The sequence below is a fragment of the Desulfosporosinus burensis genome (assembly GCF_054657535.1).
In genome coordinates this window covers 495,116-518,861 of record NZ_BAAHYN010000001.1, presented here as the reverse complement: position 1 = coordinate 518,861, position 23,746 = coordinate 495,116, and the positions used below count along the sequence as shown (strand labels likewise).

Genomic DNA, 23,746 nt, shown 5'->3' with positions numbered 1-23,746 from the left:
ACTAATTCAGCCAAAATTATTTACTGGTTTTATAGAACAGTAAAAGGTAGGAGGATTATCGTTGTTAGAAAAAAGTTTTGTTAATTCTTTACAGCAATGTGTAGGTCGAGAAAACGTGTTAACAGACAAAGAAGATATTATTTGCTATTCTTATGATCCGACGCCTAACCATCAGATTCCTGAAGCCGTGGTCATACCCGGCACTATTGAGGAGATTTCTCAAGTTGTAATCCTGGCAAACCAAGCTGGTATACCGATAACTCCTAGAGGCGGTGGGTCTAATATTTGTGGGAACTCGATACCTGTCAAAGGTGGTATTGTCTTGGCAATGCACCGTTTTGATAGGATTATTGAAATAGATACAGCAAACCTTTGCGCAGTAGTCCAAGCTGGGGTTATTACTGCTGATTTCCAGCGTCAGGTAGAAGCTTTAGGTTTATTCTATCCACCTGATCCTCAGGCCTCGAGTATGTCGATGTTGGGTGGAAATGTAGCGACAAATGCCGGTGGTCCTCGTGGATTTAAATATGGGGTAACTCGCGACTATGTGTTAGGTTTTAAAATGGTCCTGGCGGATGGCAGAATCTTAAAAATGGGCGGCAAAACCGTAAAAAATGTCACCGGGTATGACTTGACTAAACTGTTTGTCGGTTCGGAGGGCACTTTGGGGATTTTTACCGAACTTATTTTACGTCTCATACCATTGCCGGAGAGTAAACGAACAATGCTTGCTGTATTCGATGATTTGTTAGATGCAGCACGGACAGTTTCAGGGGTCATTGCCGCCAAAATTATTCCCACCACCTTAGAGTTCATGGACCGAGAAGCAATGCGTTTGATTGAAGCCTATGTACCGTGCGGCTTGCCGGTAAACGCTGCAGCCGCCATCTTGATTGAAGTCGATGGCAGCGAAAGAGATGTTCCGGAACAAATTAAACAAGTAGAAGAAGTGTGCCGACAGTTTGGTGCACGTGAAATCAGAATAGCAACCACGGAGGCAGAGTCCAATCAAATCTGGGCGGGTCGTAAAGCTGCTTTTTCCTCGATGGCTAAAAGTGCCCCAACTCTTTACGTGGAAGATGTCACTGTACCACGCAGTAAGATTCCGGACATAGTCAAGACTATTACAGATTTAGCGGCAAAGTATCAACTTAAAATTCCCATTTTAGGGCATGCCGGTGATGGTAACATGCATCCTATAATTCTCACAGATGAGAACAATCACGCTGAAATTAAGCGTGTTAAACTAGCGATCGATGAAATGTTTAAAGCTGCATTAGATTTGGGTGGTACTTTGAGTGGGGAACATGGGATTGGGCTGGATAAGGTCAAATACATGGAGTGGGAACTGGGTGAAACAGGAATAGATGTCATGCGCAAAATAAAGCATGCCTTGGATCCTCAAAACATCATGAATTCCAACAAGGTCTTACCTGCGGAGGCGGTAGAATGAAACCTTTACATGAATTAACCGAAGAATTATATCGTTGTATTCGCTGTGGTTCATGTACTGCGGTTTGCCCGATCTTTAGTGTAGAAAAGCGGGAAATGTCCGTAGCTAGGGGTAGGTTACGGTTAGTGCGCGAACACTTAGCCGGGAATCTAGACCTAACTCCGAAAATGAGGGATTATCTGGATTTATGTCTGGGCTGTCGTGCTTGTGTTGTTAGCTGCCCACCTCAGGTACCTACGGATAAGATCATTAGAGCAGCAAGGGCCCATTTCGCCATAAAAAAGGGGCAACCCTTGGTACGTCATATTTTGTTAAAAAATGTGCTGGTCAAACCTAAACACTTTACGGCGGTTCTAGATTCTTTAAAACTGGCTCGAAGTACTGGAGTAAATCGTTTACTGCCCAAAACTTTAAAGACTAAGGAAGATATCTTGCCTCAATTGCCTAAGAATACTTTCCGAGAACTATTAAAAGGAATTGAACTTAAAAAGAGCGATAAAAAAGTAGGATTTTTCTTAAGTTGTATGGATAATAATGTTTACCCGCAGGTGCTTAGAGCCGCTATTAACATTTTGGAAAAGCTGGGATATGAAGTTGTCATTCCGACTAAGGTCGTTTGCTGCGGGGCGGCTCATGATAATTATGGAGATGTGGAAAACGCCCGAAAACTTGCTTGGCAGAATATAGAGGCCTTCTCTGCTACCGAGGTGGATGTCATTTTGACTGATTGCGCTACTTGCGGATCCACAATGCAGTCTTATGGTGAACTTTTCCAGGGGAAGAGTGAAGAGGCTGAAGCATTGAGTTTTGTCAGTAAGGTGATGGATATAAATCAGTTTTTGTCTGACAAGTTGCCCACAGTAAGCGAATTTGCTGAAACAACGGTGACTTACCATGATCCTTGTCATTTAGTCCGCTACCAAAATGTGAGGGAGGCTCCCCGCCGGGTTCTGGAGTCGGCAGGGGTAAAATTTAAGGAGATGGCTGAAGCTGATCGCTGTTGCGGCGGTGGAGGTACATTTAATATTTTCCACTATGATATTTCGATGAAAATACTTGATCGGAAAATCGAAAATGTTAAACAAACAGGGGCTTCCGTTCTGGCCACCTCCTGCCCGGCCTGTCGCATTCAATTGGAGCACGGCATAAAAAGGCATGGTTTGACTATAGAGGTGTTACATCCTATCGAAGTATTTGAAAAATCGTTTTTAAAAGAGGGAGGGGTACCCAAAATAGAGATAAGGTGAAGAAGCGATTATAAATTAAGAAAAAAAATTCTTAAAATTATGGAGGAGGAGAATAATGAAAAAGTCAAAATTTATTAGTATTAGTTTAGTTGGATTATTAACACTCGGTTTATTGGCGGTGGCCGGTTGCGGTGCTAAAAGCTCGGATAAGGCTGCTACTAGTGAGCAAAAATGGGAGCTAAAAGCTGGGCATGTTGCCGCTGCCAGTCATCCAATGAACACAGAATTAATTAAAATGGGTAAACAGATTGAAGAAAAAACCAATGGCCGTGTAAAAATCGCTGTCTTCCCTGAGGCAACTGTAGGCGGTGAAAGGGAAATGCTTGAAGGTGCTAAACTAGGAACTATGGATATGGTGTTATCAACTACGGCCGTAGCAGGTAACTTTGATCCTAAAATGAAAATATTTGATTTGCCCTTCTTATTTAAAGACAGGGATCAAGCAATTAAAGTATTGGACGGACCTATTGGTGAAAAGCTTTTAGACGGAATGTCTAGTCAGGGCTTAGTCGGTTTATCCTTCTGGGAAAACGGGTTCCGTAATTTGACGAATTCAAAGAGACCTATCGAGAAACCAGAAGATATTCAAGGCTTGAAAATCAGAACTATGGAGAACCCAATTCATATGGATGCCTGGAAGTCACTGGGTGCTTTACCGACTCCAATGGCTTTTGCAGAAGTATTTACTGCTCTCCAGCAAGGAACGATCGACGGACAGGAGAATCCTTTGGCTATTATTAGTACATCCCGTTTGTACGAGGTACAGAAATACGTAGCACTAACCAATCATAACTACTCACCGATGGTCTTAGTCATTAGTAAAAAAGTTTGGGATAGTTTTCCTGATGATATCAAGGCGACTTTTAAAGAACTGGCTAAGAGCAACGCTAAAGTTGAGAGACAAATGTTGAAAGAGGCTGATGAAAAGTACGTAGCCGATATGAAGAAATTCGGTACAGTTATCACAACACCTGATACCACTGCGTTCCGCGATAAGGTAAAACCTGTCTATGATAAATATTCAAAAGAGATTGGTGAAGATATCATCAAACAAATTCTTGACACAAAATAGAAATTCTGTAAGGGGGAGTAGAGGTTTCCTACTTCCCTTACAATATTTCAGAAGGGGGAACCATATGCTGAGTACGGTCGTGCATAATGTTAATAAAGTTATAGGTCGATTTACTAATTTACTCCTGATAATTATGACTTTAGCGGTTTTCGCTCAGGTTATTTCCCGCTTCCTACTAAAACATCCACTAGCTTGGTCTGAAGAACTTGCTCGATATTTAATGATCTGGATTACTTTCTTGGGAGCGAGCTTAGCAATAGAAAGAAAAGCCCATCCCATGATTGAGATCTTTGTTGGCTTTTTACCAGGGCGGATTAGACAAGTTGTACAGGTTATTGCCATGCTATTAAGCAGTGTGTTTTACAGTTTGTTAATTTATTTCGGCAGTCAATTTGCTGCGCGGTCCTTTGGGCAATTAACTCCAGCTATGGGACTACCGATCGGGTATGTATACCTCATTATTCCAATTAGTGGTGTCTTACTGCTTATAAGTTCTTTTGCCGAAATTGAAAAAATTTATAAAGGGGGAAAATTGACTTGAGTATTGTTCTATTTGTTATTACCTTTGTACTCATGTTAATTGGTGCCCCTATTGCTGTAAGTCTTGGGTTGGGCGCTGCTTCGGCTTTATTTTTTGTAGGCAATATGAATTTACTGATTGTTCCCCAAAGGATGTTTGGGGCTATGGATTCATTTCCTTTAATGGCTATTCCCTTCTTTATTTTGGCGGGTAATCTTATGGCCGCTGGCGGAATTTCCAGACGCTTAATAGATTTTGCCAATACTTTAGTGGGCAGGATGCATGGTGGATTAACGATCGTGTCCATCTTGGCAGGTATCTTTTTTGCCGCCATTTCTGGATCTGGTGCCGCTGCCACCGCTGCTTTAGGATCAATCCTCATCCCGTCCATGGTCAAAAAAGGATACAATAGAGAATTTTCGGCGAGCGTACAAGCTTGTTCCGGGGCTATCGGAATTATTATTCCCCCTAGTATACCTCTGGTTTTATATGGGATAAGTGGCAATGTGTCAATCGGCGATCTCTTCCTTGGTGGATTTGGACCTGGTTTACTAATTGGGCTTGCTCTGATAATTATCGGTTATGTGATTTCCCGTAAGGAAGGGTATGGCAAGGAAAAACCTGCTACTCCGAAGGAGATTCTATTGGCTTTTAAAGACTCTCTTTTGGGTTTGTTAATGCCAGTAATTATTCTGGGTGGAATTTATGGAAGTATTTTCACACCTACGGAAGCCGCAGTAGTTGCAGTCGTATATGGGTATATTGTTGGTAGTTTCGTCTATCGAGAACTTACTTGGGAAGAACTCCAGGAGAGTCTATCGTCGAGTGTTATTACCACAGCAATCATAATGTTTATTATTGGTTGCGCTGCACTTTTTGCTTTAGTGCTTACTCGGGAGCAGATTCCACAAGATATTGCAGTTTGGCTCTTAGGGATCTCCCGTAATCCTCTAGTCATTCTGGCAATTGTTAACGTTTTTCTTCTGTTAGTGGGTATGGTGATGGAGACTGCTGCAGCCATTATTATCCTTACGCCAATTCTTGTGCCAATTATCATGGCCTTAGGAATTGACCCGGTTCATTTCGGGGTCTTAATGATTGTCAATTTAGGGATTGGTCTTGTTACACCGCCTGTCGGCATTAACTTATATGTAGCTGCAAATATTGCAGCTACTCGAATGGATCTTATCATCAAGCGGCTGTGGCCATTCTTGCTAGCTATGATTGTGGTCCTATTCATTATTACTTACATTCCGCAGATAACCCTTTGGCCTTTGGAAATGATTAAGTCTTTGAGCAAATAATTTAAAGCATATTTTTTCTGTTATCTTACGTAAGGAAAACAGGTAATGTATATAAAAGTTCTCCACTCATTGAAATAAAATTTTCTCTGGGAGGAGACCTTTTTATTTAAGACCTAAAAAGTTTTGTCCATTAGTCCCGTCTTTTAGGTATAATTGTTTAGGTTATGCAAACAAACTAATTATATCTTAAATTGAATTATGCGGCACAGGTAATGGTGAGAGGGAGAACATATTGGAGTTTTGTTCTATAACTAAAGGATTTTGTCTCGAATGAGTCGAATTTAGACAAAGAGAGGTGAAATAAGTGGAACCTATTTTTGCTTTGGATATTGGGACCCGCATGGTGATGGGGCTTGTGATGACCAAGGGTGTAGGACAAGGTTATGAAATTTTGGCCAGTGCCCAAACTGAGCATCGGCAACGAGCTATGTATGATGGACAAGTGCATGATGTGGACGAAGTCGCTCGGGCGGTCGTCAAGGTTAAAGAGAGCTTGGAAAAGAAGTTAGAGAGACCCTTAAAACAGGTTGCTGTGGCTGCTGCAGGCCGTGCGCTGAGAACAGAAGTGGCTGTTGCTGAACATCAAGAAGTGCTTCCTGTCCGTTGGGAACGAGAGAGTGTACTGGCCCTAGAGATGGAGGCGGTTCATCAAGCGTTACACCAACTTGAATCATCCAGTGCAGATGAGGCTCAAAGCTACCTCTGTGTTGGGTATAACCCCATTGCCCGCTGGAATGAGGGAGAAGAAATATCTAATCTGATCGGGCAACGCGGAAAAAAGGCTAAGGTGTCTGTGATTGCGACCTTCTTACCACGAACAGTCGTCGATGGTTTGGTAGCTGTCTTAGGTCGAGTAGGTTTAGAAATGACAAGTTTGACCCTAGAACCGATTGCCGCAGGCCAAGCAGCAATACCTGCTAATATGAGGCGTCTTAATCTGGCTTTGGTGGATGTTGGGGCTGGAACTGCAGATATTGCTTTGACTAAAAATGGATCTTTTTTTGCTTATGGGATGGTCCCTATGGCAGGAGATGAAGTCACAGAAGCGATCTGTGGGCATTATTTGCTCGATTTTAAGGTTGGAGAAAAAGTAAAACGAGAATTAAATGCCAAAGAGCAATTGAAATTTAAAGATTTTCTTGGTGCAAAAGTCGTTGTAAATAAGGACGAAGTCTTAAAGATAATCCAACCTGTGGTCACAAAGTTAGCTGAGAGTATTTCGAGAGAGATTCTGAATCTCAATCATGACGTTCCACAAGCCATTATTCTGATTGGCGGTGGCAGTTTAACTCCTATGCTTACTGAGGTCCTCGCAGAGACACTTGAAATCCCCAAAAATCGAGTCGGTCTTCAAATCAGAGAAAGGTTAGGGGAGATTTTTGGGGAGAAAAGTGTCAAGGGACCGGAAAGCATCACTCCGATTGGAATTGGAATAGCTGCTCTTGAAGGAAACGGGCTTCAGTATTATACCGTTTTAGTGAACAATAAGCCTGTACCAATTTTTGAATTACAATTAACCACAGTTGCGGAAGCCTTACTCGCTGCTGGCATCCAGCCTCGTTCTTTTTTTGGAAAGCCAGGAGCGGCCTTAACCTTTGAATGGAACAGTGAGATGCGGGTCATTAAGGGGACTATGGGAAGTCCAGCCCAATTACGGGTAAATGACAAGCAGGGGAAATTAGATCAGTCATTAAAGGCTGGAGACGAAATTTCCTTTACCCCAGGAGAACAGGGGATCGATGCTAAAGCATATCTTGAGGATGTATTGCCTCCTCAAAAGGCAAGATGGATTTCTTGGAATGGTCAGCGAGAAAAATTTGTTTCGCAGGTTTTCGTAAATCATCAAACGATGAACGAAAAAGATCCCATACTGGACGGATATAAAATTACCTACGTTCCAAATGATAATTTAGACAATCTCCTGCAACAAAAAGGTTATGAACTGTGTAAAAAGGTAGCTATAGAGATTCGGATCAATGGAGAACCCCTTGTGCTTACCTTAAACCGTACGATTTTAATCAATGACTGTGAAATAGAGAGGAACTGTGTAATCCAAGAGGGGGATTCGATAGAGGTTAACACAAAGCAGATTACGGTTGGTGAGTTACAACTCTGTCCCAAGTCCATGCCCTTTAACGTTAATGGCATAGATATTGAGTATCCTCCCCAAGAGACCGTTATTTCATTTCATGGCAAGACTATTACCATGGACGAACCCCTTACGGATGGAATGGATCTTAAAGTAGAGGGATTCAAGCGCATGCCGATTCTTTCGGATTTGTTACCCTATGTTAAGTTTCCTGAAGAGACGATTTCAGGCTCCTTAAAACTCAGTGTCAATGGACAACCCGCTGAATTTACGACGGTTTTACATCCTGGTGACCGCTTAAAAGCAACTTTTAATTAAAAGACTTGACAATTGCCCAGAAGGTCATAAAATAAGGATGGAGGTGTTTAGTTATGTTATTTCAGTGGTTTGTAGTACTACTTGCATTTGCTGCCTTATTTGTTACATTATACTCCGATGCGGGATCGGCTAAGAAGAAGCATTCCGACTATTTTCAAAGAGTTCAAAAACCAACCGGAAAAGCACAGCGAGATGCAGCGATACCCAATTCCAATAAATTTGATCCTTTTTACGCAAAACTAAATAGTTGAAAGTTTAAACAGATTCGATGGAGTATCGAGTCTGTTTTTATAATTATCCAGTTCACTGTAGCACGTATTCTTCAGGAAAGACGTTTTAAAGCTGCAATAAAAGCCACTAATCAACGGATTAGTGGTCTCGGACACTAAGTTAAGCTAGATGTGCGCTTGAGCTCTTCTATCATACAAGATATAATGATGATGCTCATTTATTGCAGAGATAGTTTATGGGTAGGAATAATTTGTGAAGACGGGTTTTTCAATCGAAGGAGGGCACTATGCATCAGTACTGGTTTTTTGTGGGAGATTTTCCGATTAGAGCTTATGGTACCCTTTTTGCATTAGCATTTATTCTTGGGGTAGGTGTTACACTGTATTTCGCTAAAGCAGAGGGTCGACCGCAATATATGGACGTTTTCATGGATTTAGCGCCCATATTACTAATTTCCGGCATCTTGGGTGCTCGTTTTTGGCAAGTGTTTTTTTTCGACTGGGCATTTTACCGTCAATACCCTGGTGAAATTATTGCGATTTGGCATGGTGGACTTTCCATCCAAGGAGGGGTAATAGGAGCCCTTTTAGCGGCCGGAATTTACGTTTGGTATAAGAAGTTACCATTTTGGGAACTTGCTGATTTGGCAGCTCCAGGACTTGTGTTGGCTCAATCGATCGGCAGGAATGCCAATCTGATGAATGGGGATGCTTTTGGAGGGCCGACAGGAGGGAATTTTGGAATTCTATATCCCGAAGGGACAATTGCCCGAGATAAGTTTGGGGACCAACCGTTGTGGCCAGCCGAAGTATGGGAAGGGCAAGTAGATGTGATAATTTTTGCTCTGCTTGTGATTCTTAAATTAAGAAAGTGGCCGTCAGGTATGATCTTTTTGTTATATATGGTCTTATATAACTTATCAAGGTTTTTTCTCGAGAGCCTCAGAGGGGATAGCCCACGATTTTTATTCGACTGGACAGCTGCCCAATGGAGTAGTATGGCATTCGTAGGGATTTCCCTTATCCTTCTCGTATGGAGATTTTGGAAAGATCGTCAACGTGGGGTGGTTTAACCGGGAGTTAGAGTTTCTGAATTGTACAGAAAAGGAGCTCTTCTATCCCCAGGATAAATTTTAGGGTTTCAATTAAATCATTTTGTTTCTCACGGTGAGACAAGTGGTCGGAAGCTGCCGAGAGGCGTTCAAGTATTTCAGAGCGTATGGAGATTTGCAATCCCCCAGCTATCCCAGAGTACTTAAAATCATAGACATGTTGCTTCTTTTCATGAACAAATAAATTCCCACGGCCGTAGGTGGTGTGATTTAAGACTTGAAAAGCATCGACAGCACAGGAATGGGTATAAGCTGAGACGATAAGTTCAGAATTGGCTGAAGGGCTAATTTCTAGTTCACGCCTGGCAATTTGGGCTACCCGAAAACCTAAGGCAATTTCTGGGCAAGTATGACCATGAAACTCAATAACCTGCTCCCAAGGTGTCTTTTCAATGCACATAGATTAATCCTCCTAAAGTAACTTTGACGGTATTGTATAACCTGGGAGATGAAATGTGAAGCATTTTGAATATTTATTTAATTCCTGCGTCAAGTAAGCAGGAATTTGGCAGTAAAGATAGAAATTATTAAAATATTCAAATTTAGAGAAAGGGAAATCTCACTATGAGATTTCCCTTTCTTCTAAAAAGAGGTTGCTTCAAAATTGCAGCTAAGATTGAGGAAAAAGGACTCCCGCTATTCCGCCTATTCCGCCTGCAACTAAGGCTATGATAGATTTCTCTGCCATCTTTAACCAGGATGGGGTACCAGACAAAAAAACCGCGGATAAGACTAATACCAGTAGGATGAATCCGAGACCTACACTCAATCCATAGTAGAGCCCCTTTGTGCCAGCTTGGTGTGCCGTGACAAAGGCAGCGATAAAAATGCTGGCTCCAAAGATAATGTTGAGCGACAGTTCAGATTCAGGGAGTGATGTGTAAGAGAGTAGGACACCAAAGAACAGAGACAATAATAATGCTAAGATCGCCGCCCAGAGAATTCCCTTTAGAATTAAGCTTAAATGAAAGGATTTTGACATGGTTATCCCTCCTTTGACTGATATCTACCTATGCCTAAACTCGAAGGAGTATGACTAATTGACAGTATAAAAAGTATTAAAAATGTATTGCGAAAGTATGAACTATAATAAGGGAGGTAAAATGGACGATGAAAAAGACTATTCCTGATTTTGAAAAAATGAAACAAGCTGGTGAAAAAATCAGCATGTTAACAGCCTATGATTATCCTTCAGCCAAGTTAGTCGAAGATGCAGGCGTCGACACAATCTTAGTAGGGGATTCTTTAGGGATGGTAGTTTTAGGCTATGATTCCACTGTTCCAGTAACCATGGAAGACATGCTTCACCATACAAAAGCCGTCCGCAGGGGTGCTACAAAAACGTTTGTCATTGCTGATATGCCGTTTATGAGCTATGCGACGCTCGATCTTGCCATAATCAATGCAGGGAGACTGATTAAGGAAGGGGGAGCGGACGCCATAAAGCTCGAAGGAGGCTTAAACCTTGTTCCGATCGTTGAAAGCTTAACTCGTGCAGGAATTCCTGTTGTAGGACATATTGGCCTTACCCCCCAAACGGCAAACCAATTGGGCGGCTTTAAGGTTCAGGGTCGAGACCTTGAGAGTGCTGTACAGTTAGTTAAAGACAGTCAGGCACTAGAACAGGCTGGGGTATTCTTACTGGTTCTCGAGGCCATACCAAGGCAAGTAGCCGCCCAAATATCCACAGGACTGAAAACTCCTACGATTGGAATTGGGGCAGGGCTGGATTGTGATGGGCAAGTACTGGTATTTCACGATTTACTGGGACTCTTTGAACGCTTTAAACCAAAATTTGTTAAACAATTTGCTCAACTTGGACAAGAAGCTGTTCAATCCATTCATAAATATCATGAGGAAGTTAAATTAAGTCTCTTTCCAGCAGATGAACATACCTTTGGCTTGTCAGATGAAGTAATTCAAAAACTTTATGGGGATAAATGAATTAAATACTACTTTCAGAATTAAAGTTTAACTATTACCAATATTCAGTATAGCATTTATTCGTAAATTTGATATAATATTAATTATTCTTAAGAATTATTTAATTAATATTGGGAAGGATGGACTAGCATTGAGATTAAAGGAAAAAACCCATCGGAAATTTGTCGAATTTTTCGAGAAGATTTCTAGTATGTATCAAGGTAAGGATTTCGAATTAGCATATTCAGATATTCAACGAGAAACAGGTGCCGCAAGTGTAACTTTGAAACGAGCAATTCAGGCATTAGCTGAAGATGGAGTTATAGAAGTTCATCCTGGACGTAATTCAAGATATGCGAAGTTTAATTATCTTTTAGCTCCTCTGAGCGCTGGGGAAAATTCAATAGAAAACGCTTTGGAAAAAACTCAAGCTCCAGAGGAAATCAGTAATGAGGAAATGCTTCGCTCTGGTGGAGTTCTTGAATCAATGTCCGAAGATGTAGGAGAACTTACGCAGCTTGTGGAGCATTTAAAGCGGCGAGTACGTAATCAAGAAATGGCGATTGCCTTACTTCAAGATCGATTAGCAGAAATTGAGGACAAAATGCGGAAACGATAATTTCCGAGATTTGCTAGAGATTTTTTTGACTAGTGGTGGTATAATAGCAACATAACCTAGCTTGTGCGTATTGATTACCATGGTTTTGATCCTATTATGTGACAAGGGAGCTAAATGTCAAATTAGTACAACAGGCCCTATCCGTGTGAATAAGGGAAGTTGGAAAATTGGGACTAGGTACCCACCTGCGAGAGCAGGGTCAGAAACCTGGAATCTTACGGCAAGTCGGGGAAGGGTAGGGAATTATTCCCTACCCTTTTGATTGAAGGGGTGTAATGATGACTCGAATCATATTAACGCGCCACGGTCAGACCTTATGGAATATTGAAGGTCGAGTACAAGGAAGTCTAGACTCTCCGCTTACGGAAAAGGGAATACTTCAGGCCCGTTCCTTAGCTCTTCGGCTTAAGAACGAGAGGATTGATCATATTTACTCCAGTGATTCCCAAAGAGCGATTGGAACAGCAGAAGAGATACGCCTTGAGCTTGGTCTTGGCAAATTATCCTTAAATCCTGCACTTCGTGAGTTTTCTTTTGGCGAATGGGAGGGCTGTATTTGGCAAGAGTTACGGGAAACCTATCCGGATATCTTTAAGATTTGGGACTCAGAACCACATCTAGTCACCACACCAGGCGGAGAGAACATGACTGGAGTCATGGAAAGGGCCTGGAATTTTGTGCAACATATAATTCAAGCTCATTCAGGAGAAACGGTTTGTCTAGTAACTCATGGCTTGACCTTAAAGCTTTTGATTACGAAAGCACTGGGTTTTGAAGTTCATGAGTGGGCAAAAACTCCTTGGCAACATAATACGGCCTTAAATATTCTTGAAGTAGAAGGACAAAGATGGATCCCCAGCATCCTCGCAGATTGCCAACATTTAGAAGGACTTGAGGAATTAGCTGATCAAGCGTCAGATCCCAAAAAATAATTGCATAAGTAAAAGGACAGGCATGAGCCTGTCCTTTTACTTATGTAGAAAATAGCCACAGTAGTTACTCAGAACTTTTTTCCCAGTCCTTTAGGAACATCTCGCCTAATCCAATGGCTGCAGTAGGGGAAGGGACCGTTGTGGAGAACTCATGGTTGACGAGAAATGAATAACGTGTCCAACCTGAACTGCTTAAGATAAACGACTTATTATCAAAAATGCCTACGCTCATTCCGAGTGGTGGTTCGCTGGGGTAATAGCGAATCTGAATCCCCTTGGCGGCTGTTAAGGTTTCGAGAGTCACTGGATTCTTAGTGGTTACAGCGCGATCAAGGATTAGCCGAACGTCACATCCTTTACCAGCAGCATCAATTAGGGCCTGTACTAAATCTGGATCTGTAATTTCTGTGTTTTCAATCCAGATTGAAGTTGTACTAGATGAGATTCGATCGGCAAGTTGTTGTCGGACATTAGCGTTCGTAGCTAAGATAATATTATCTTCCGGTAGGGAGGATGTCTTGGGGACATTTAAAGGGAATGTTGTAGTGAATTCCCAATCTTTTGAAAATAAGGCAGCTGCCTTCCAGGCGGATCTGCCGGATAACTCGAGAGCAAGATCGTGGGTCTGAAATCCGTGCTCTGTCCAGTGAGGACCATAAATAATAGCTCGGGTCTGATCAACTATTAAGTTTTTAGTGTGGTTATACTGGCCTTTTTGAGCAGGATAAAACTGGACAGAAACATTTTGATTTTTGAATTTATCGAGAGTTGCTCGATTTACCTTTCGCCATTGGTCTAAGAGAATGCGGACATCGATACCTGAGCTGGATTTTTCAAGGAGAAGCTCAATAAGGCGAGGGTCATCAAATTCTGCCTGCTCAACGTAGATTGACGTTTGTGCGGACTGAATGAGAGTTAATGTTCGTTCATAGATCTCCTCTTTATCCACTAGAAGTGCTTCAGCGGGTAGGTTGGAAATTGGGATTTCTTCAGGGAAAAGTTTTGGTAATTTAATCGTACAACCGCTTAAGAACAACAGACTAAACAATAGTAAGATTAGGATTGAAAGGTAGGATTTCTGTTTTGACATGGCGCTACTTCTCCCAAAGTTAAATATTAATTACAGTATACCATATATGTCCAAGCGGTTAAAACCGTTGTGAGGAATAACCCTAAGAAGTTTTTCATAAGAATTGGCAAAGTGAGTTTGAACTTCGAAGGGGTAATAGATTATGAAGGTTTCCAAGACGATCATGATCGTGTTCATAGTTTTGGGAAGTCTAATGGTTTTTTTCGGATTTAATAGTTTTAGACCCAAGCTTACTCCAACTTCCAATCATGCTGTTGAGGATTTTTCCGCGACAATGGCCTATGAGCATGTAAAATATCTCGTGCAAAAAGTTGGGCCTCGACCGGCGGGAAGTAAATCAGAGTTGAAGGCTGCTCAATATATTCATTACGTACTAACTCAAAATGGTTGGAAGGTGCGCGAACAACCCTTTAGCAAGGTTGTGGTTCGCGAAGTTTCAATCTTGCAGCCTGAACAACGAGTCGAACTCATCAATAGCCAAAATATCATTGCCGAATTACCGGGATCACGTCCAGATACAATTATCATAGGTGCCCACTATGATTCAGCAACATTTAATGCCCCTGGGGCAGTGGATAATGCCTCCGGAGTCGGCCTTTTACTTGAACTTGCCAGAGTATTAAGTAAGGAACCCCATAAAGAAACCTATCAACTTGTATTCTTTGGAGCAGAAGAGTTTGGGCTGGTTGGGTCGCAATACTATACCTCACAAGCAGACTTATCCGCCGTGCGTTGGATGCTTAATATTGACATGGTTGGAACCCCTCTAGAAATTGATGTAGCTGGTAAAAAGTCTGCTCCACCGGAACTGATTAAGCAGGTTACAGCTTTAGCTGGTGAAAGCAATATCCCTTTCCATCTCAGTCGAGATTCTATCATAATGACCCGTGAAAGTTCTCAAGGGGGGACGAGTGATTTTAGCCCCTTCTTAGATCAAGGAATTCCTGCACTAGGTTTAGGAATTTTCGGGCGCCCTTCTGGATACTATCATCGGCCAGAAGATCGCTTAGATCGTGTTTCTCTGGAAGAGATGCAGAAGATTGGAGACTATTCCCAGAGCTTGCTAAGGTCTATAAGGTTAGAAAAGCTAGGACCGCAGAACTGGGATGAGTTATATCTACCGTTTCAAATGGGTAAGAAGGTTGTTATTGTCCCAAGTCATGGTATTCGTATCTTCACGTTTTTCACCTTATTGGTCACAGTATTGATTATCATTAAATCAATTAAAATTCGTGCTCAAAAGCCTAGATTGGACGGTAAAAAGGTTTTGCTGATTCTAGGGATTACTCTGTTGATGAGTCTTATTGTGATTGGCTTAAGTGGGATTAGTGAAGCTCTTTGGCAATGGATTAAACAGGCGACGTTCATCTACTACGCTTATCCAACAATCTTTCTTGTTGTTCGTATAGGAATTGGCTTAGGGATTTTTCTAATTCTAGCGAGTTGGTTGGATTCATTTCCACTAGCGCGAGATCCCCAGCTCTATTGGTTTATCGGAGTGTTGATCTTGTTAGTACTTAGTTTAGTATTAGCGCTCAATCGAATTGACCTTGCTTTTCCGTTTGTATTTTGGTTATTGTGCCTGAATCTGCAGTATTTCTTACCGAACATTATATTAGTTTTGATCGGTCCCTATTTTATCTATTGGATGCACTTTGAGCTTTTAAATTCTCCACAGTGGCTAAGCTATTATGAGGCAATACATAACCACTTTTTAATTTTCTTGGCTATATACAGCTTGCTGTTAATTCCTTTCTTCCTAGCTGCATTGCATGTAGCTATCACACAAAGAAAACTTGCTAAGCAACTATTGAATCATGTGCGCAAACCTTCCTTAGTTCTGACAGGCTTACTGATTTTATCGTTGGGGTTAGTCCCAATGTACACCCGAGATTACCCACAGACGGTTGTTGTTCGAGAAGAGTGGTCTGGAAGATCGGAAGGGTTCTTACATGTTTTTTCGAAAGAAGAATTGCCACGTAAAGTAGTGACTGATTTGAATGGCCAGCAAGGCAAGAGCCTTTATGTACCAGTACTCAATGAAAAACCACCCCTTAGTATCGATACCTCAGTAGTAGAGAAAATTATAAATTCACAGAGATCCCTAGAAGTTGCTCTCAAATTAAATTATTCCAGTGAACCTTATTTAATCCGACTTATCTTAGAAAGTGATCAACCTTTTGAATTACAGACCGACGAATTTCTACCGATGTCCAAATTACCCAAAAAATTACAACTTAGAGGAATAGAACAATCCTCTGGAACCTATTCAATCATCCTGCAAAGGACGCCTCCTCAGAAAAATACGATCCAACTCGCTGTGGAAACTCAGAGCGTAATGTCCTGCACAGTGGAGGCAATGTTTCCTGAACCTTCCCCCCGAATCCTAATTCAAGATCCTCTTTTATCAGTTGATTATCAGATTAGCTTTAAAGAGAACTTTGATTTTTAAAAAACAGGTTTGTATAGGTTGAGACTATTGGGGAAAAATAGAGCTTAAGTGAGGAAGGTGAGAAAATGTATAAAACTATAGCAGTAGAAGATGGGCTCGATAATGTGATTCAAGCGTTACATGCCGGGGGATTTAAAACCACACCTTTAGAGGGCGAAAAATTGCAAAATGTCCGCGCCGCAGTTGTTAAAGGGAACGGAACGTCGCTGATAGCTCCAGATTGGCCCGTTAAAATGCCAATTATAAATGCCTCAGGTCGAAGTGCTGATGAAGTATTGGATATTCTTCGCGATCGTCTCTCATAAGCAAGTACCTTTCAACGAACCATTCTCCGTCCTTTTGCAGGGACGGTTTTTTAGTCACCAAAATGGCAATAATTAACATATAATGCAAGGAGAAGATAGGTTATCTCAGGAAGGAGTTGCTCTTATGTTTTTACTCCCCTTTGCTCTTGGGTTTGGTCTTGGAGCTTTCGTGTCTCCTCGTTATGCACCATACCCCTACCCTTATGCGTATCCTACCGCTTACGCTGCCTATCCCTATCCTTACCGGGGATGGTAATTAGAGGGTCTCGTAGTGCAGAGAAGGAAGCTTAAGCTTCCTTTTCTGCCACTTTCGAGGTATTCTTAAGCAATACGCCCATTTTAGTAGATGGACCTGAAAGCGAGGAATAACAAAATGATTGTGCCAAAAGCATTTCTAAAACAAAATCGTAAAAAGCGACTTGAACAGGGGCATCCCTGGGTGTTTCCCAGTGAAATTGAAAAAATAGAGGGGAATCCTCAAGGCGGAGATATAGTACATATTGTCAATCATGTCGGACATTTTTTAGCCCAAGGATTCTATAATCCATTATCCCAACTCATACTTCGAGTTGTATCGTATTCTGAAGACGACGTTGATGCAAGCTTATTTTACAGTAAAATCGAACAAGCTTGGAAACGACGACAATGGCTAGTACCTGAAGCCACATCTTGTCGAGTAGTCCATGGTGAGGCAGATTTTCTACCAGGATTAATCATAGATAAATATGAAGATGTCCTAGTTGTCCAAATTCTCTCGTTAGGAATAGAAATGCGACGCCAATGGATTTATCAAGCCTTAATTAAACTATTTAATCCTCTTGGAATTTTTGAACGAAGTGATGTTTCGGTCAGACGCCTGGAAGGGCTCGAAGAAAGAATGGGTTTTGTAGACCAACCCTTTGAGACTAAGGTAACAGTTCGTGAGAATGGATTGAGCATTTTAGTGGATGTTGCAGAGGGGCAAAAAACTGGCTATTTCTTTGATCAGCGTGAAAATAGAGCTGCTCTGAAACCTCTGATGACAGGTTGGGGAGCTGGGCGAGGGATTAAAGTGGATAGTAATGGGCTGCCCGTCGATCCAAAAGGGAAAGCCATTAAAAATCCTTTTTGGGACGGTGCTGAGGTATTAGACTGTTTTTCGCATACGGGTTCTTTCATGCTCCATGCCTGTCTGTACGGTGCCAAAAAGGTGACCTGTTTAGACATCTCAGAGAAGGCTATTGAGATGGCTAAAAGTAATGCACTCCTTAATGGGTTCCTGCATCGCACTGAATTTATAGCAACCAACGCCTTTGACTTTTTGCGTGAACAAGTGAAGGATAAGAAGACGTGGGATGTTGTCATCCTAGATCCACCAGCCTTTGCCAAAAATCGCCAAGCGATAGAAGGTGCTCTCCGGGGGTATAAAGATATCAACCTTCAGGGCATGAAGCTGGTTCGTAATGGAGGAATCTTAGTGACGGCCTCTTGTTCCTATCATTTAAGTGCGGCGCGCTTCTTGACGATGCTCCAAGAAGCAGCAGCGGATGCCCATAAAGTATTGCGACTTATTGAATTCAGGCGCGCTGGTGCTGACCACCCCGTGCTGCTGGGTAGTGAAGAAACAGACTATCTCAAGTTTGCCATGTATGAGGTGTTTAATCGTTAAATTCTGCGAATGCCCTTTTCAAAGGAGTTTTCTTGACATATAATGGAGATATGTGGAGGAGGTCAAGGGGTGGAGGAATTAAAGACTTTTGAAAGTATCTGTAGTATGTTGCGCAATCATTCCTATAAGGTAACCCCTCAGCGCCAGACGATCTTACAAACGTTTTTAGAACATGTAGATCGCCACTTGAGTGCTGAAGAGGTGTATATGCTCGTCAAACACCAAAATCCGGAAATTGGTTTAGCAACCGTATACCGTACCTTAGACATATTAGCTGTAATAGGAGTTTTACTTAAAAACGATTTTGGCGATGGACGAAGCCGCTACGAATTTAGCAGAAAGGACGAACATCATCATCATCACCTCATCTGTCTACGCTGTGGGAATGTCTCGGAATTTGATGATGATTTATTAGAGTCGCTGGAGGCTGTGATTATCAAACGCAACCAATTTAAAGTCATGGACCACGATTTGAAATTTTACGGATATTGTAAACATTGTGGAGAGGCGCAGTAAAGTGCGCCTCTCCTTTAATTTGTAAGTTCGTGAATGATGATACTCCCTTTTGTAGATATTATGAATGAAAATAAAGAATCAAGGACAGTAAGTTTGAAACCCTGGCGAGAAAAGTGGATATTCATTTACTTTATGAGAATTACTGGGCATCTGGAAAGTATTTGACGTACGATTTTAGGAATAAAGAGAAGGGGAAAGCAGCCTAAAAGGAGAACGTAAATATGGAAATATAAGTAAATAAAGGGGCGGAAATTATGGCTTTACCTTTGGCCTCGAGACGTAAACAGAAATGGCCTTCTCTTCAAACTTCATATGTCTGGAATTCTCTCCAAGCCAAATGGTATCAACGATTTGGCAAGACGGATGATGCCATCCGAAATTGGGTAGATTTGTTAAATCGAGAATCGCCAAAGCCACGTTTAAGGGAAGTGCGTCACTTAATTGAGGTTCAAGCATTTCAAGAAGCAAGAGATTATCTAGAAGGTCTCAAATTCGATAGTGAAAATTCACATGAAATTAGTTATCTGCTTTCCCGATGTTATCTTGGTCAAGCACTCATACCACAAGCCAAAGAAAAAATTGAGCAAGCAATTCGGTCATTACCTCAGATGGCGATGTATTGGGATTTACTCGCTGACATCTATCTGGAAATTGGAGATTGGCGTGAGGCGATTAAAGCACTTGATAATTCTTTGCGAGCTGCACCTCAAAATGTGGAAACCAATTATCGTTTGGGTATGATTTATGCATATCACGAAGAACATCTTGAAGCATTAAGGTGTTTTCAAGGATGTTGTCAACTCCGACCACGGGAGTATTTATATTGGGAAATGAAGGCCGAAATGCATTTAGTATTAGAACAGTTGCCAGACGCCTGTGATAGTTTTGAAAAAGCCCTTCGCTACGGTGGAACTACGGATTTAGCGGCAAGATTAGCATATTGTTATATCCAAAACGATCAAATCAAAAAAGGAATCCAATACTACAAATTCACCTTAAAAAATGAGCCGGATCACTATGAAAGTTTGAGTAACCTTGCTGCAGTCTATCAAAATTTAGGACGATCTCAAGATGCTTTAAAACTATTAGATCGCGCCATTATCATCTATCCCAAAGATCCAATCCTGCTCAATAATTTAGCCTTTACCTTGGTTCATCAAGGACGCACAAGAAAAGCCGCAGAGTATTATCGAGAAGCTTTGGAGATGACACCCAATCATCCCCTAATTCTCTACAATTTAAGTGTTTGCCTTACTCGCAAAGGGAATTGGCAGGAATCCATTGATTTACTCAATCAGTTGATTGAAATCGATCCCAACCATTCAGCTGGCTGGGCCTTACTGGGTAATATTTATGAACAAATTGATCAATCTGATACAGCAATTGATTGCTTTAATAAGGCTTTAAAGCTTGCCTGACGGAGAAGGGTTATTTTAATGAGCGACTGTCCTAAGGCTGTAGGTTCAAGGAACCTTTAGATAGAGTTAGATTACTCTATCTGAAGGTTCCTTTTCAACGATGGATAATTTTACACGCTTTTTAGCAACTTAACCCAGGGTCTAGAAACCTAGTTTATGAATTTGTTGATATTTCGTTTTCTTTTGTGAATAATAATGATAAAATAGACTGTAATTTGTCATATAAGGAGCGTAAAATGTTTCAGGTATGTGTTCGAGCGCATTTCGATGCAGCTCATTTTATCAGGGATTATGACGGAGATTGTGCTAACTTGCATGGTCATCGCTGGGATGTTGAAGTCTGTATTGAAGGTCAACGACTAGATCATCTGGGAATGTTGATCGATTTTAGTGTTGTTAAGCAGTCCGTTCGAAAATCATTAAAGATATTGGATCATGGCTTGTTAAATGATCAGTCAGCTTTTGGTATCCAAGGAGTTAATCCAACGGCTGAAAATCTTGCGCAATTTCTGTTTATGGAATTTAAGAAGGACTTGGTGCTTGAGGACAAGCGCCTAGCTTGGATTAAAGTCTACGAGTCTCCCGATACATGGGCCCTATTTAAGGGGGACGAGTGATGCCTGGAATCATTTTACTATCGGGTGGTTTAGACTCGACCGTTGCCTTGGCACTCCATTTGGAAAAAAATGTTGTGGATTTAGCCATAACCTTTGATTATGGGCAAAGGGCCAATCAACGTGAAATCTCCGCAGCGAGAAGTATTGCTGAGCATTATCACATTCCACATAAGGTTGTACCATTACCTTTTTTGCAAGAGCAGACCTTTTCCGCGCTTGTGAATCGTTCAGAAGGGCTGCCACTTATGGAATTGAGTGATCTTGATGACCTTGACGGACACGCACAAATAAGTGCTCGTCAGGTATGGGTGCCCAATCGCAATGGCTTATTTTTGAATATTGCGGCTGTATATGCTGAAAACATGGCTGAAGGTGCTGTTTTAATTACAGGCTTTAACAGTGAGGAAGCTGCGACCTTTCCAGACAACTCTCTAGAGTTCATGGCTGCCATGAATTTATGCTTCACTTTTTCCACTCAAAATCAGGTGACCGTCGTAAGTGAGACTTCGATTTACTCGAAAAAGGAAATTGTTCGAGAAGGGCTGCGCTTGCACGTCCCTTTTGAACATATATGGAGCTGTTATGAGAGTGAGGAAAGAGTATGCGGGCAATGCGAAAGCTGCCTAAGACTAAAACGTGCTCTCCTTGCCAATGGAGCTCAGGGACTAGTAACTCAACTATTTGGTTTTCAATAAGATATAAGGACAAAAATACAAAATTTACTTGGCAAGATTTGTAATCGGGGCTGAGAAAGAGGGTTAGTTATGAAATATACAGTCCTGCGTACCCCCCTCAACTATGATGGCAGTCAACTTCAATCCTTGTTTGCCTACAAAAACTTTGGCTTGATGGGAGATAGCATGAGTGTATTCCGTGGCTCGTGCCGTGTAGAACAAGACGAGATGGTGGATATGGAGGATGTCTTGGCCAAAGACTGGATCTATAGTGAGGACATGCTGCATTTTATTGTGGAGCATTTCGAGATGGATTTAGAAAAGACCATTATCCGGCAAAGACTGCTCATTGCGACGATTAAGGAAGAACTCGAAAGGCTTGGAGTGAGAACCCTCAGCCGCAGTGGGGATGATCTCTATGAGGCAGATAAAAAGCTCTCTGTGAGCATCAGTACACTTTCTCCCGTATCCACCTTGATTCATTGTGGTCTAAACGTGTCCAATCTCAATACGCCAATTCCTACCGTCGGTTTGACTGATCTTAAGATTCTGGATGTGTTAGGGTTTGGGGAGAGCGTCGCCAAACAATACTGTGCTGAGGTCGTATCGATGCGCCTTGCGCGTTGTAAAGTTCGAGGGGTATCGTAATGCTTAAACTACCAATTACAGAAATTTTCTCATCGATCCAGGGGGAAGGTCCCTACGTTGGAGTCAGACAAATTTTTCTGCGCCTACCAAACTGTAACTTAAACTGTCCCTATTGTGATACAAATACTTCAATACCTCCACAGTTCAGGATGGAGACAGATTCTGGCACACAACGATTTAAGCAATTGGACAATCCAGTTCCTATCGATAAACTGGTTGCTCTCATAGAGACTTATGACGTTACTCTTCATCATTCGCTAAGTATCACTGGAGGAGAGCCTCTGCTTTGGGTCAACGAACTAAAGGTGTTACTGCCTTTGTTACGAGATAAAGGGTTAATGATTTACCTGGAGACCAATGGGACTTTACCCCAACAACTGCTTGAAGTGTTACCTTGGGTTGATATCATCAGCATGGATATTAAACTACCTTTCGATGGTCAGGTTTTCTGGGATGTTCATGAATCCTTTTTACGCTATAGCCTGCAAAAGGAAGTTTTTATAAAACTTGTAGTTCAAGAAGATACTAGTTTAATAAATCTTCACATCGCTCGTGATTTAATTGCTAGAGTTGACCCATTGATCCAGACAATACTTCAACCGGTCACACCAACGCACGGAATAAAGGCTCCTAAGCCGGATCAGCTTTTGAAATGGCAAAGCTTTTTTTTGGAACAACTTTGTAATATTCGAGTAATTCCTCAGACCCACGTATTTATGGGTCAACTATAATTGGTTAGTAACTCAAGGAACCATAGAGTAAAGGAGAAAATAGATTATGGGGATGGATTTAGAAAAGATTGAGCAAGCAGTATACATGATTCTAGAGGCTATTGGCGAAGATCCTGATCGAGAAGGGTTAAGAGATACTCCGAAACGTGTAGCTAGGATGTATGCAGAAGTCTTTACAGGGTTACATGAAGATCCGAGTCGACATCTGAAAGTCCAATTTTCCGAAGAACATGAAGAGATGGTCATCGTGAAGGATATCCCGGTTTATTCTATGTGCGAACATCACCTTGTTCCATTTTACGGTAAAGCCCATGTTGCCTATATTCCACGGAAAGGTAAAATAACGGGTTTATCAAAATTCGCTCGTGTTGTGGAAGGCTTTGCCCGCAGACCTCAGCTTCAAGAACGCTTAACGTCCGAGATTGCGGATGCCATAATGGGCGAACTAACCCCCTTAGGCGTTTTGGTGGTCATTGAGGCAGAACACATGTGTATGACCATGAGAGGGGTTAAGAAAGCAGGATCCCAAACCTTAACCTCTGCTGTACGGGGCATATTTAAAACCAATCCTATTACAAGATCAGAAGCGTTTTCACTAATTCAAGGACACAGACGTTAAGAAAGAGGATGTTATGGGAGAACAACATGTAAACCCGTCCGAACGACAAGGGAAAATTGAACTAATTTCGTCACTGCGGCTTGGCGTGAATGGAGAACTTTATAAGGTGGTCGATTTTCTGAATAAGAATTTGAAAGACCGTCGACTTATGTTTGGCTTGACTAAAAAGGACGATAAAATGATGATTTCGGTCTACGAAGTAGAGTGAG

The 23,746-nt window shown here is 41.7% G+C and carries 25 protein-coding genes and 1 other RNA gene; 23 read left to right on the top strand and 3 right to left on the bottom strand.

Annotated elements, in window-relative coordinates:
• Positions 1-61: 61 nt before the first annotated feature.
• The 8 genes from ACYQ3Q_RS02745 to lgt all read left to right on the top strand — a co-directional run bounded on the left by ACYQ3Q_RS02745 (position 62) and on the right by lgt (position 9,306).
• Positions 62-1,453: an FAD-binding oxidoreductase gene (locus ACYQ3Q_RS02745; protein WP_459927125.1), complete on the top strand. Its 1,392-nt coding sequence runs from the start codon at positions 62-64 to the stop codon at positions 1,451-1,453.
• On the top strand, positions 1,450-2,700 hold the full coding sequence (locus tag ACYQ3Q_RS02740) for a (Fe-S)-binding protein (RefSeq protein ID WP_459927124.1): 1,251 nt from the start codon (positions 1,450-1,452) through the stop codon (positions 2,698-2,700). Before ACYQ3Q_RS02745 ends, ACYQ3Q_RS02740 begins: the two co-directional genes overlap by 4 nt.
• Positions 2,701-2,755: 55 nt before the next feature.
• Positions 2,756-3,772 (top strand): TRAP transporter substrate-binding protein, encoded by a 1,017-nt coding sequence (locus ACYQ3Q_RS02735; RefSeq protein ID WP_459927123.1) that lies wholly within the window; start codon positions 2,756-2,758, stop codon positions 3,770-3,772.
• A 64-nt stretch (positions 3,773-3,836) separates the two neighbouring features.
• Positions 3,837-4,313, top strand: coding sequence for a TRAP transporter small permease (locus ACYQ3Q_RS02730; protein ID WP_459927122.1), 477 nt, complete (start codon positions 3,837-3,839; stop codon positions 4,311-4,313).
• A complete protein-coding gene (locus ACYQ3Q_RS02725; RefSeq protein ID WP_459927121.1) occupies positions 4,310-5,596 on the top strand; it encodes a TRAP transporter large permease in 1,287 nt (428 codons plus the stop codon). The genes ACYQ3Q_RS02730 and ACYQ3Q_RS02725 overlap by 4 nt, the downstream gene beginning before the upstream one ends.
• A 304-nt stretch (positions 5,597-5,900) precedes the next feature.
• Positions 5,901-8,003, top strand: a complete 2,103-nt coding sequence (locus tag ACYQ3Q_RS02720; RefSeq protein ID WP_459927120.1) for an ATPase — start codon at positions 5,901-5,903, stop codon at positions 8,001-8,003.
• 53 nt (positions 8,004-8,056) lie between these two features.
• Complete coding sequence (locus tag ACYQ3Q_RS02715; RefSeq protein ID WP_459927119.1) at positions 8,057-8,254, top strand: hypothetical protein; 198 nt, start codon at positions 8,057-8,059, stop codon at positions 8,252-8,254.
• A gap of 266 nt (positions 8,255-8,520) precedes the next feature.
• Complete coding sequence (gene lgt / locus ACYQ3Q_RS02710) at positions 8,521-9,306, top strand: prolipoprotein diacylglyceryl transferase (protein WP_459927118.1); 786 nt, start codon at positions 8,521-8,523, stop codon at positions 9,304-9,306.
• 7 nt (positions 9,307-9,313) lie between these two features.
• Here the strand turns inward: lgt and ACYQ3Q_RS02705 are convergent, their stop codons facing one another.
• Positions 9,314-9,745: an FmdE family protein gene (locus tag ACYQ3Q_RS02705; RefSeq protein WP_459927117.1), complete on the bottom strand. Its 432-nt coding sequence runs from the start codon at positions 9,743-9,745 to the stop codon at positions 9,314-9,316.
• A gap of 210 nt (positions 9,746-9,955) precedes the next feature.
• Positions 9,956-10,327 (bottom strand): TIGR04086 family membrane protein, encoded by a 372-nt coding sequence (locus ACYQ3Q_RS02700; protein ID WP_459927116.1) that lies wholly within the window; start codon positions 10,325-10,327, stop codon positions 9,956-9,958.
• Between the two features lie 128 nt (positions 10,328-10,455).
• Between ACYQ3Q_RS02700 and panB the strand changes: the two genes are divergently transcribed.
• The 4 genes from panB (at position 10,456) to ACYQ3Q_RS02680 (ending at position 12,819) form a co-directional block, all read left to right on the top strand.
• The gene (gene panB, locus ACYQ3Q_RS02695) at positions 10,456-11,289 is read left to right on the top strand and encodes a 3-methyl-2-oxobutanoate hydroxymethyltransferase (protein ID WP_459927115.1); all 834 of its coding nucleotides are present in this window, start codon (positions 10,456-10,458) and stop codon (positions 11,287-11,289) included.
• Positions 11,290-11,419: 130 nt separating this feature from the next.
• Positions 11,420-11,887, top strand: a complete 468-nt coding sequence (locus ACYQ3Q_RS02690) for an IclR family transcriptional regulator (protein ID WP_459927114.1) — start codon at positions 11,420-11,422, stop codon at positions 11,885-11,887.
• Between the two features lie 50 nt (positions 11,888-11,937).
• Positions 11,938-12,123, top strand: a non-coding RNA gene (gene ssrS, locus ACYQ3Q_RS02685) — 6S RNA.
• A 42-nt stretch (positions 12,124-12,165) separates the two neighbouring features.
• On the top strand, positions 12,166-12,819 hold the full coding sequence (locus ACYQ3Q_RS02680) for a histidine phosphatase family protein (RefSeq protein WP_459927113.1): 654 nt from the start codon (positions 12,166-12,168) through the stop codon (positions 12,817-12,819).
• Positions 12,820-12,883: 64 nt separating this feature from the next.
• Here the strand turns inward: ACYQ3Q_RS02680 and ACYQ3Q_RS02675 are convergent, their stop codons facing one another.
• Positions 12,884-13,909, bottom strand: a complete 1,026-nt coding sequence (locus ACYQ3Q_RS02675) for a phospholipase D-like domain-containing protein (protein ID WP_459927112.1) — start codon at positions 13,907-13,909, stop codon at positions 12,884-12,886.
• A gap of 142 nt (positions 13,910-14,051) precedes the next feature.
• Here ACYQ3Q_RS02675 and ACYQ3Q_RS02670 point away from each other — a divergent pair, with 142 nt between their 5' ends.
• From ACYQ3Q_RS02670 to ACYQ3Q_RS02620, 11 genes are all read left to right on the top strand, one after another.
• Positions 14,052-16,361, top strand: a complete 2,310-nt coding sequence (locus ACYQ3Q_RS02670) for a M28 family metallopeptidase (RefSeq protein WP_459927111.1) — start codon at positions 14,052-14,054, stop codon at positions 16,359-16,361.
• A gap of 65 nt (positions 16,362-16,426) precedes the next feature.
• On the top strand, positions 16,427-16,666 hold the full coding sequence (locus tag ACYQ3Q_RS02665) for a YkuS family protein (RefSeq protein ID WP_459927110.1): 240 nt from the start codon (positions 16,427-16,429) through the stop codon (positions 16,664-16,666).
• Between the two features lie 373 nt (positions 16,667-17,039).
• Positions 17,040-18,314: a class I SAM-dependent rRNA methyltransferase gene (locus ACYQ3Q_RS02660; RefSeq protein ID WP_459927109.1), complete on the top strand. Its 1,275-nt coding sequence runs from the start codon at positions 17,040-17,042 to the stop codon at positions 18,312-18,314.
• A gap of 69 nt (positions 18,315-18,383) precedes the next feature.
• Positions 18,384-18,830, top strand: a complete 447-nt coding sequence (locus tag ACYQ3Q_RS02655) for a Fur family transcriptional regulator (protein ID WP_459927108.1) — start codon at positions 18,384-18,386, stop codon at positions 18,828-18,830.
• Positions 18,831-19,084: 254 nt separating this feature from the next.
• A complete protein-coding gene (locus ACYQ3Q_RS02650; RefSeq protein WP_459927107.1) occupies positions 19,085-20,248 on the top strand; it encodes a tetratricopeptide repeat protein in 1,164 nt (387 codons plus the stop codon).
• A gap of 236 nt (positions 20,249-20,484) precedes the next feature.
• On the top strand, positions 20,485-20,865 hold the full coding sequence (gene queD / locus ACYQ3Q_RS02645) for a 6-carboxytetrahydropterin synthase QueD (protein ID WP_459927106.1): 381 nt from the start codon (positions 20,485-20,487) through the stop codon (positions 20,863-20,865).
• Entirely contained in the window at positions 20,865-21,560 is a 696-nt protein-coding gene (gene queC, locus ACYQ3Q_RS02640; protein ID WP_459927105.1) for a 7-cyano-7-deazaguanine synthase QueC, read from the top strand. Before queD ends, queC begins: the two co-directional genes overlap by 1 nt.
• Before the next feature lie 69 nt (positions 21,561-21,629).
• Positions 21,630-22,187 carry a DUF366 family protein gene (locus ACYQ3Q_RS02635; RefSeq protein ID WP_459927104.1) on the top strand — a complete coding sequence of 186 codons (558 nt, stop codon included), beginning with the start codon at positions 21,630-21,632 and terminating at the stop codon, positions 22,185-22,187.
• The gene (locus tag ACYQ3Q_RS02630) at positions 22,187-22,918 is read left to right on the top strand and encodes a 7-carboxy-7-deazaguanine synthase QueE (protein ID WP_459927103.1); all 732 of its coding nucleotides are present in this window, start codon (positions 22,187-22,189) and stop codon (positions 22,916-22,918) included. The genes ACYQ3Q_RS02635 and ACYQ3Q_RS02630 overlap by 1 nt, the downstream gene beginning before the upstream one ends.
• A gap of 46 nt (positions 22,919-22,964) precedes the next feature.
• Positions 22,965-23,537, top strand: a complete 573-nt coding sequence (gene folE, locus ACYQ3Q_RS02625) for a GTP cyclohydrolase I FolE (RefSeq protein ID WP_459927102.1) — start codon at positions 22,965-22,967, stop codon at positions 23,535-23,537.
• A gap of 13 nt (positions 23,538-23,550) precedes the next feature.
• Positions 23,551-23,745 (top strand): YpmA family protein, encoded by a 195-nt coding sequence (locus ACYQ3Q_RS02620; protein ID WP_459927101.1) that lies wholly within the window; start codon positions 23,551-23,553, stop codon positions 23,743-23,745.
• The last annotated feature ends 1 nt before the right edge of the window (position 23,746 follow it).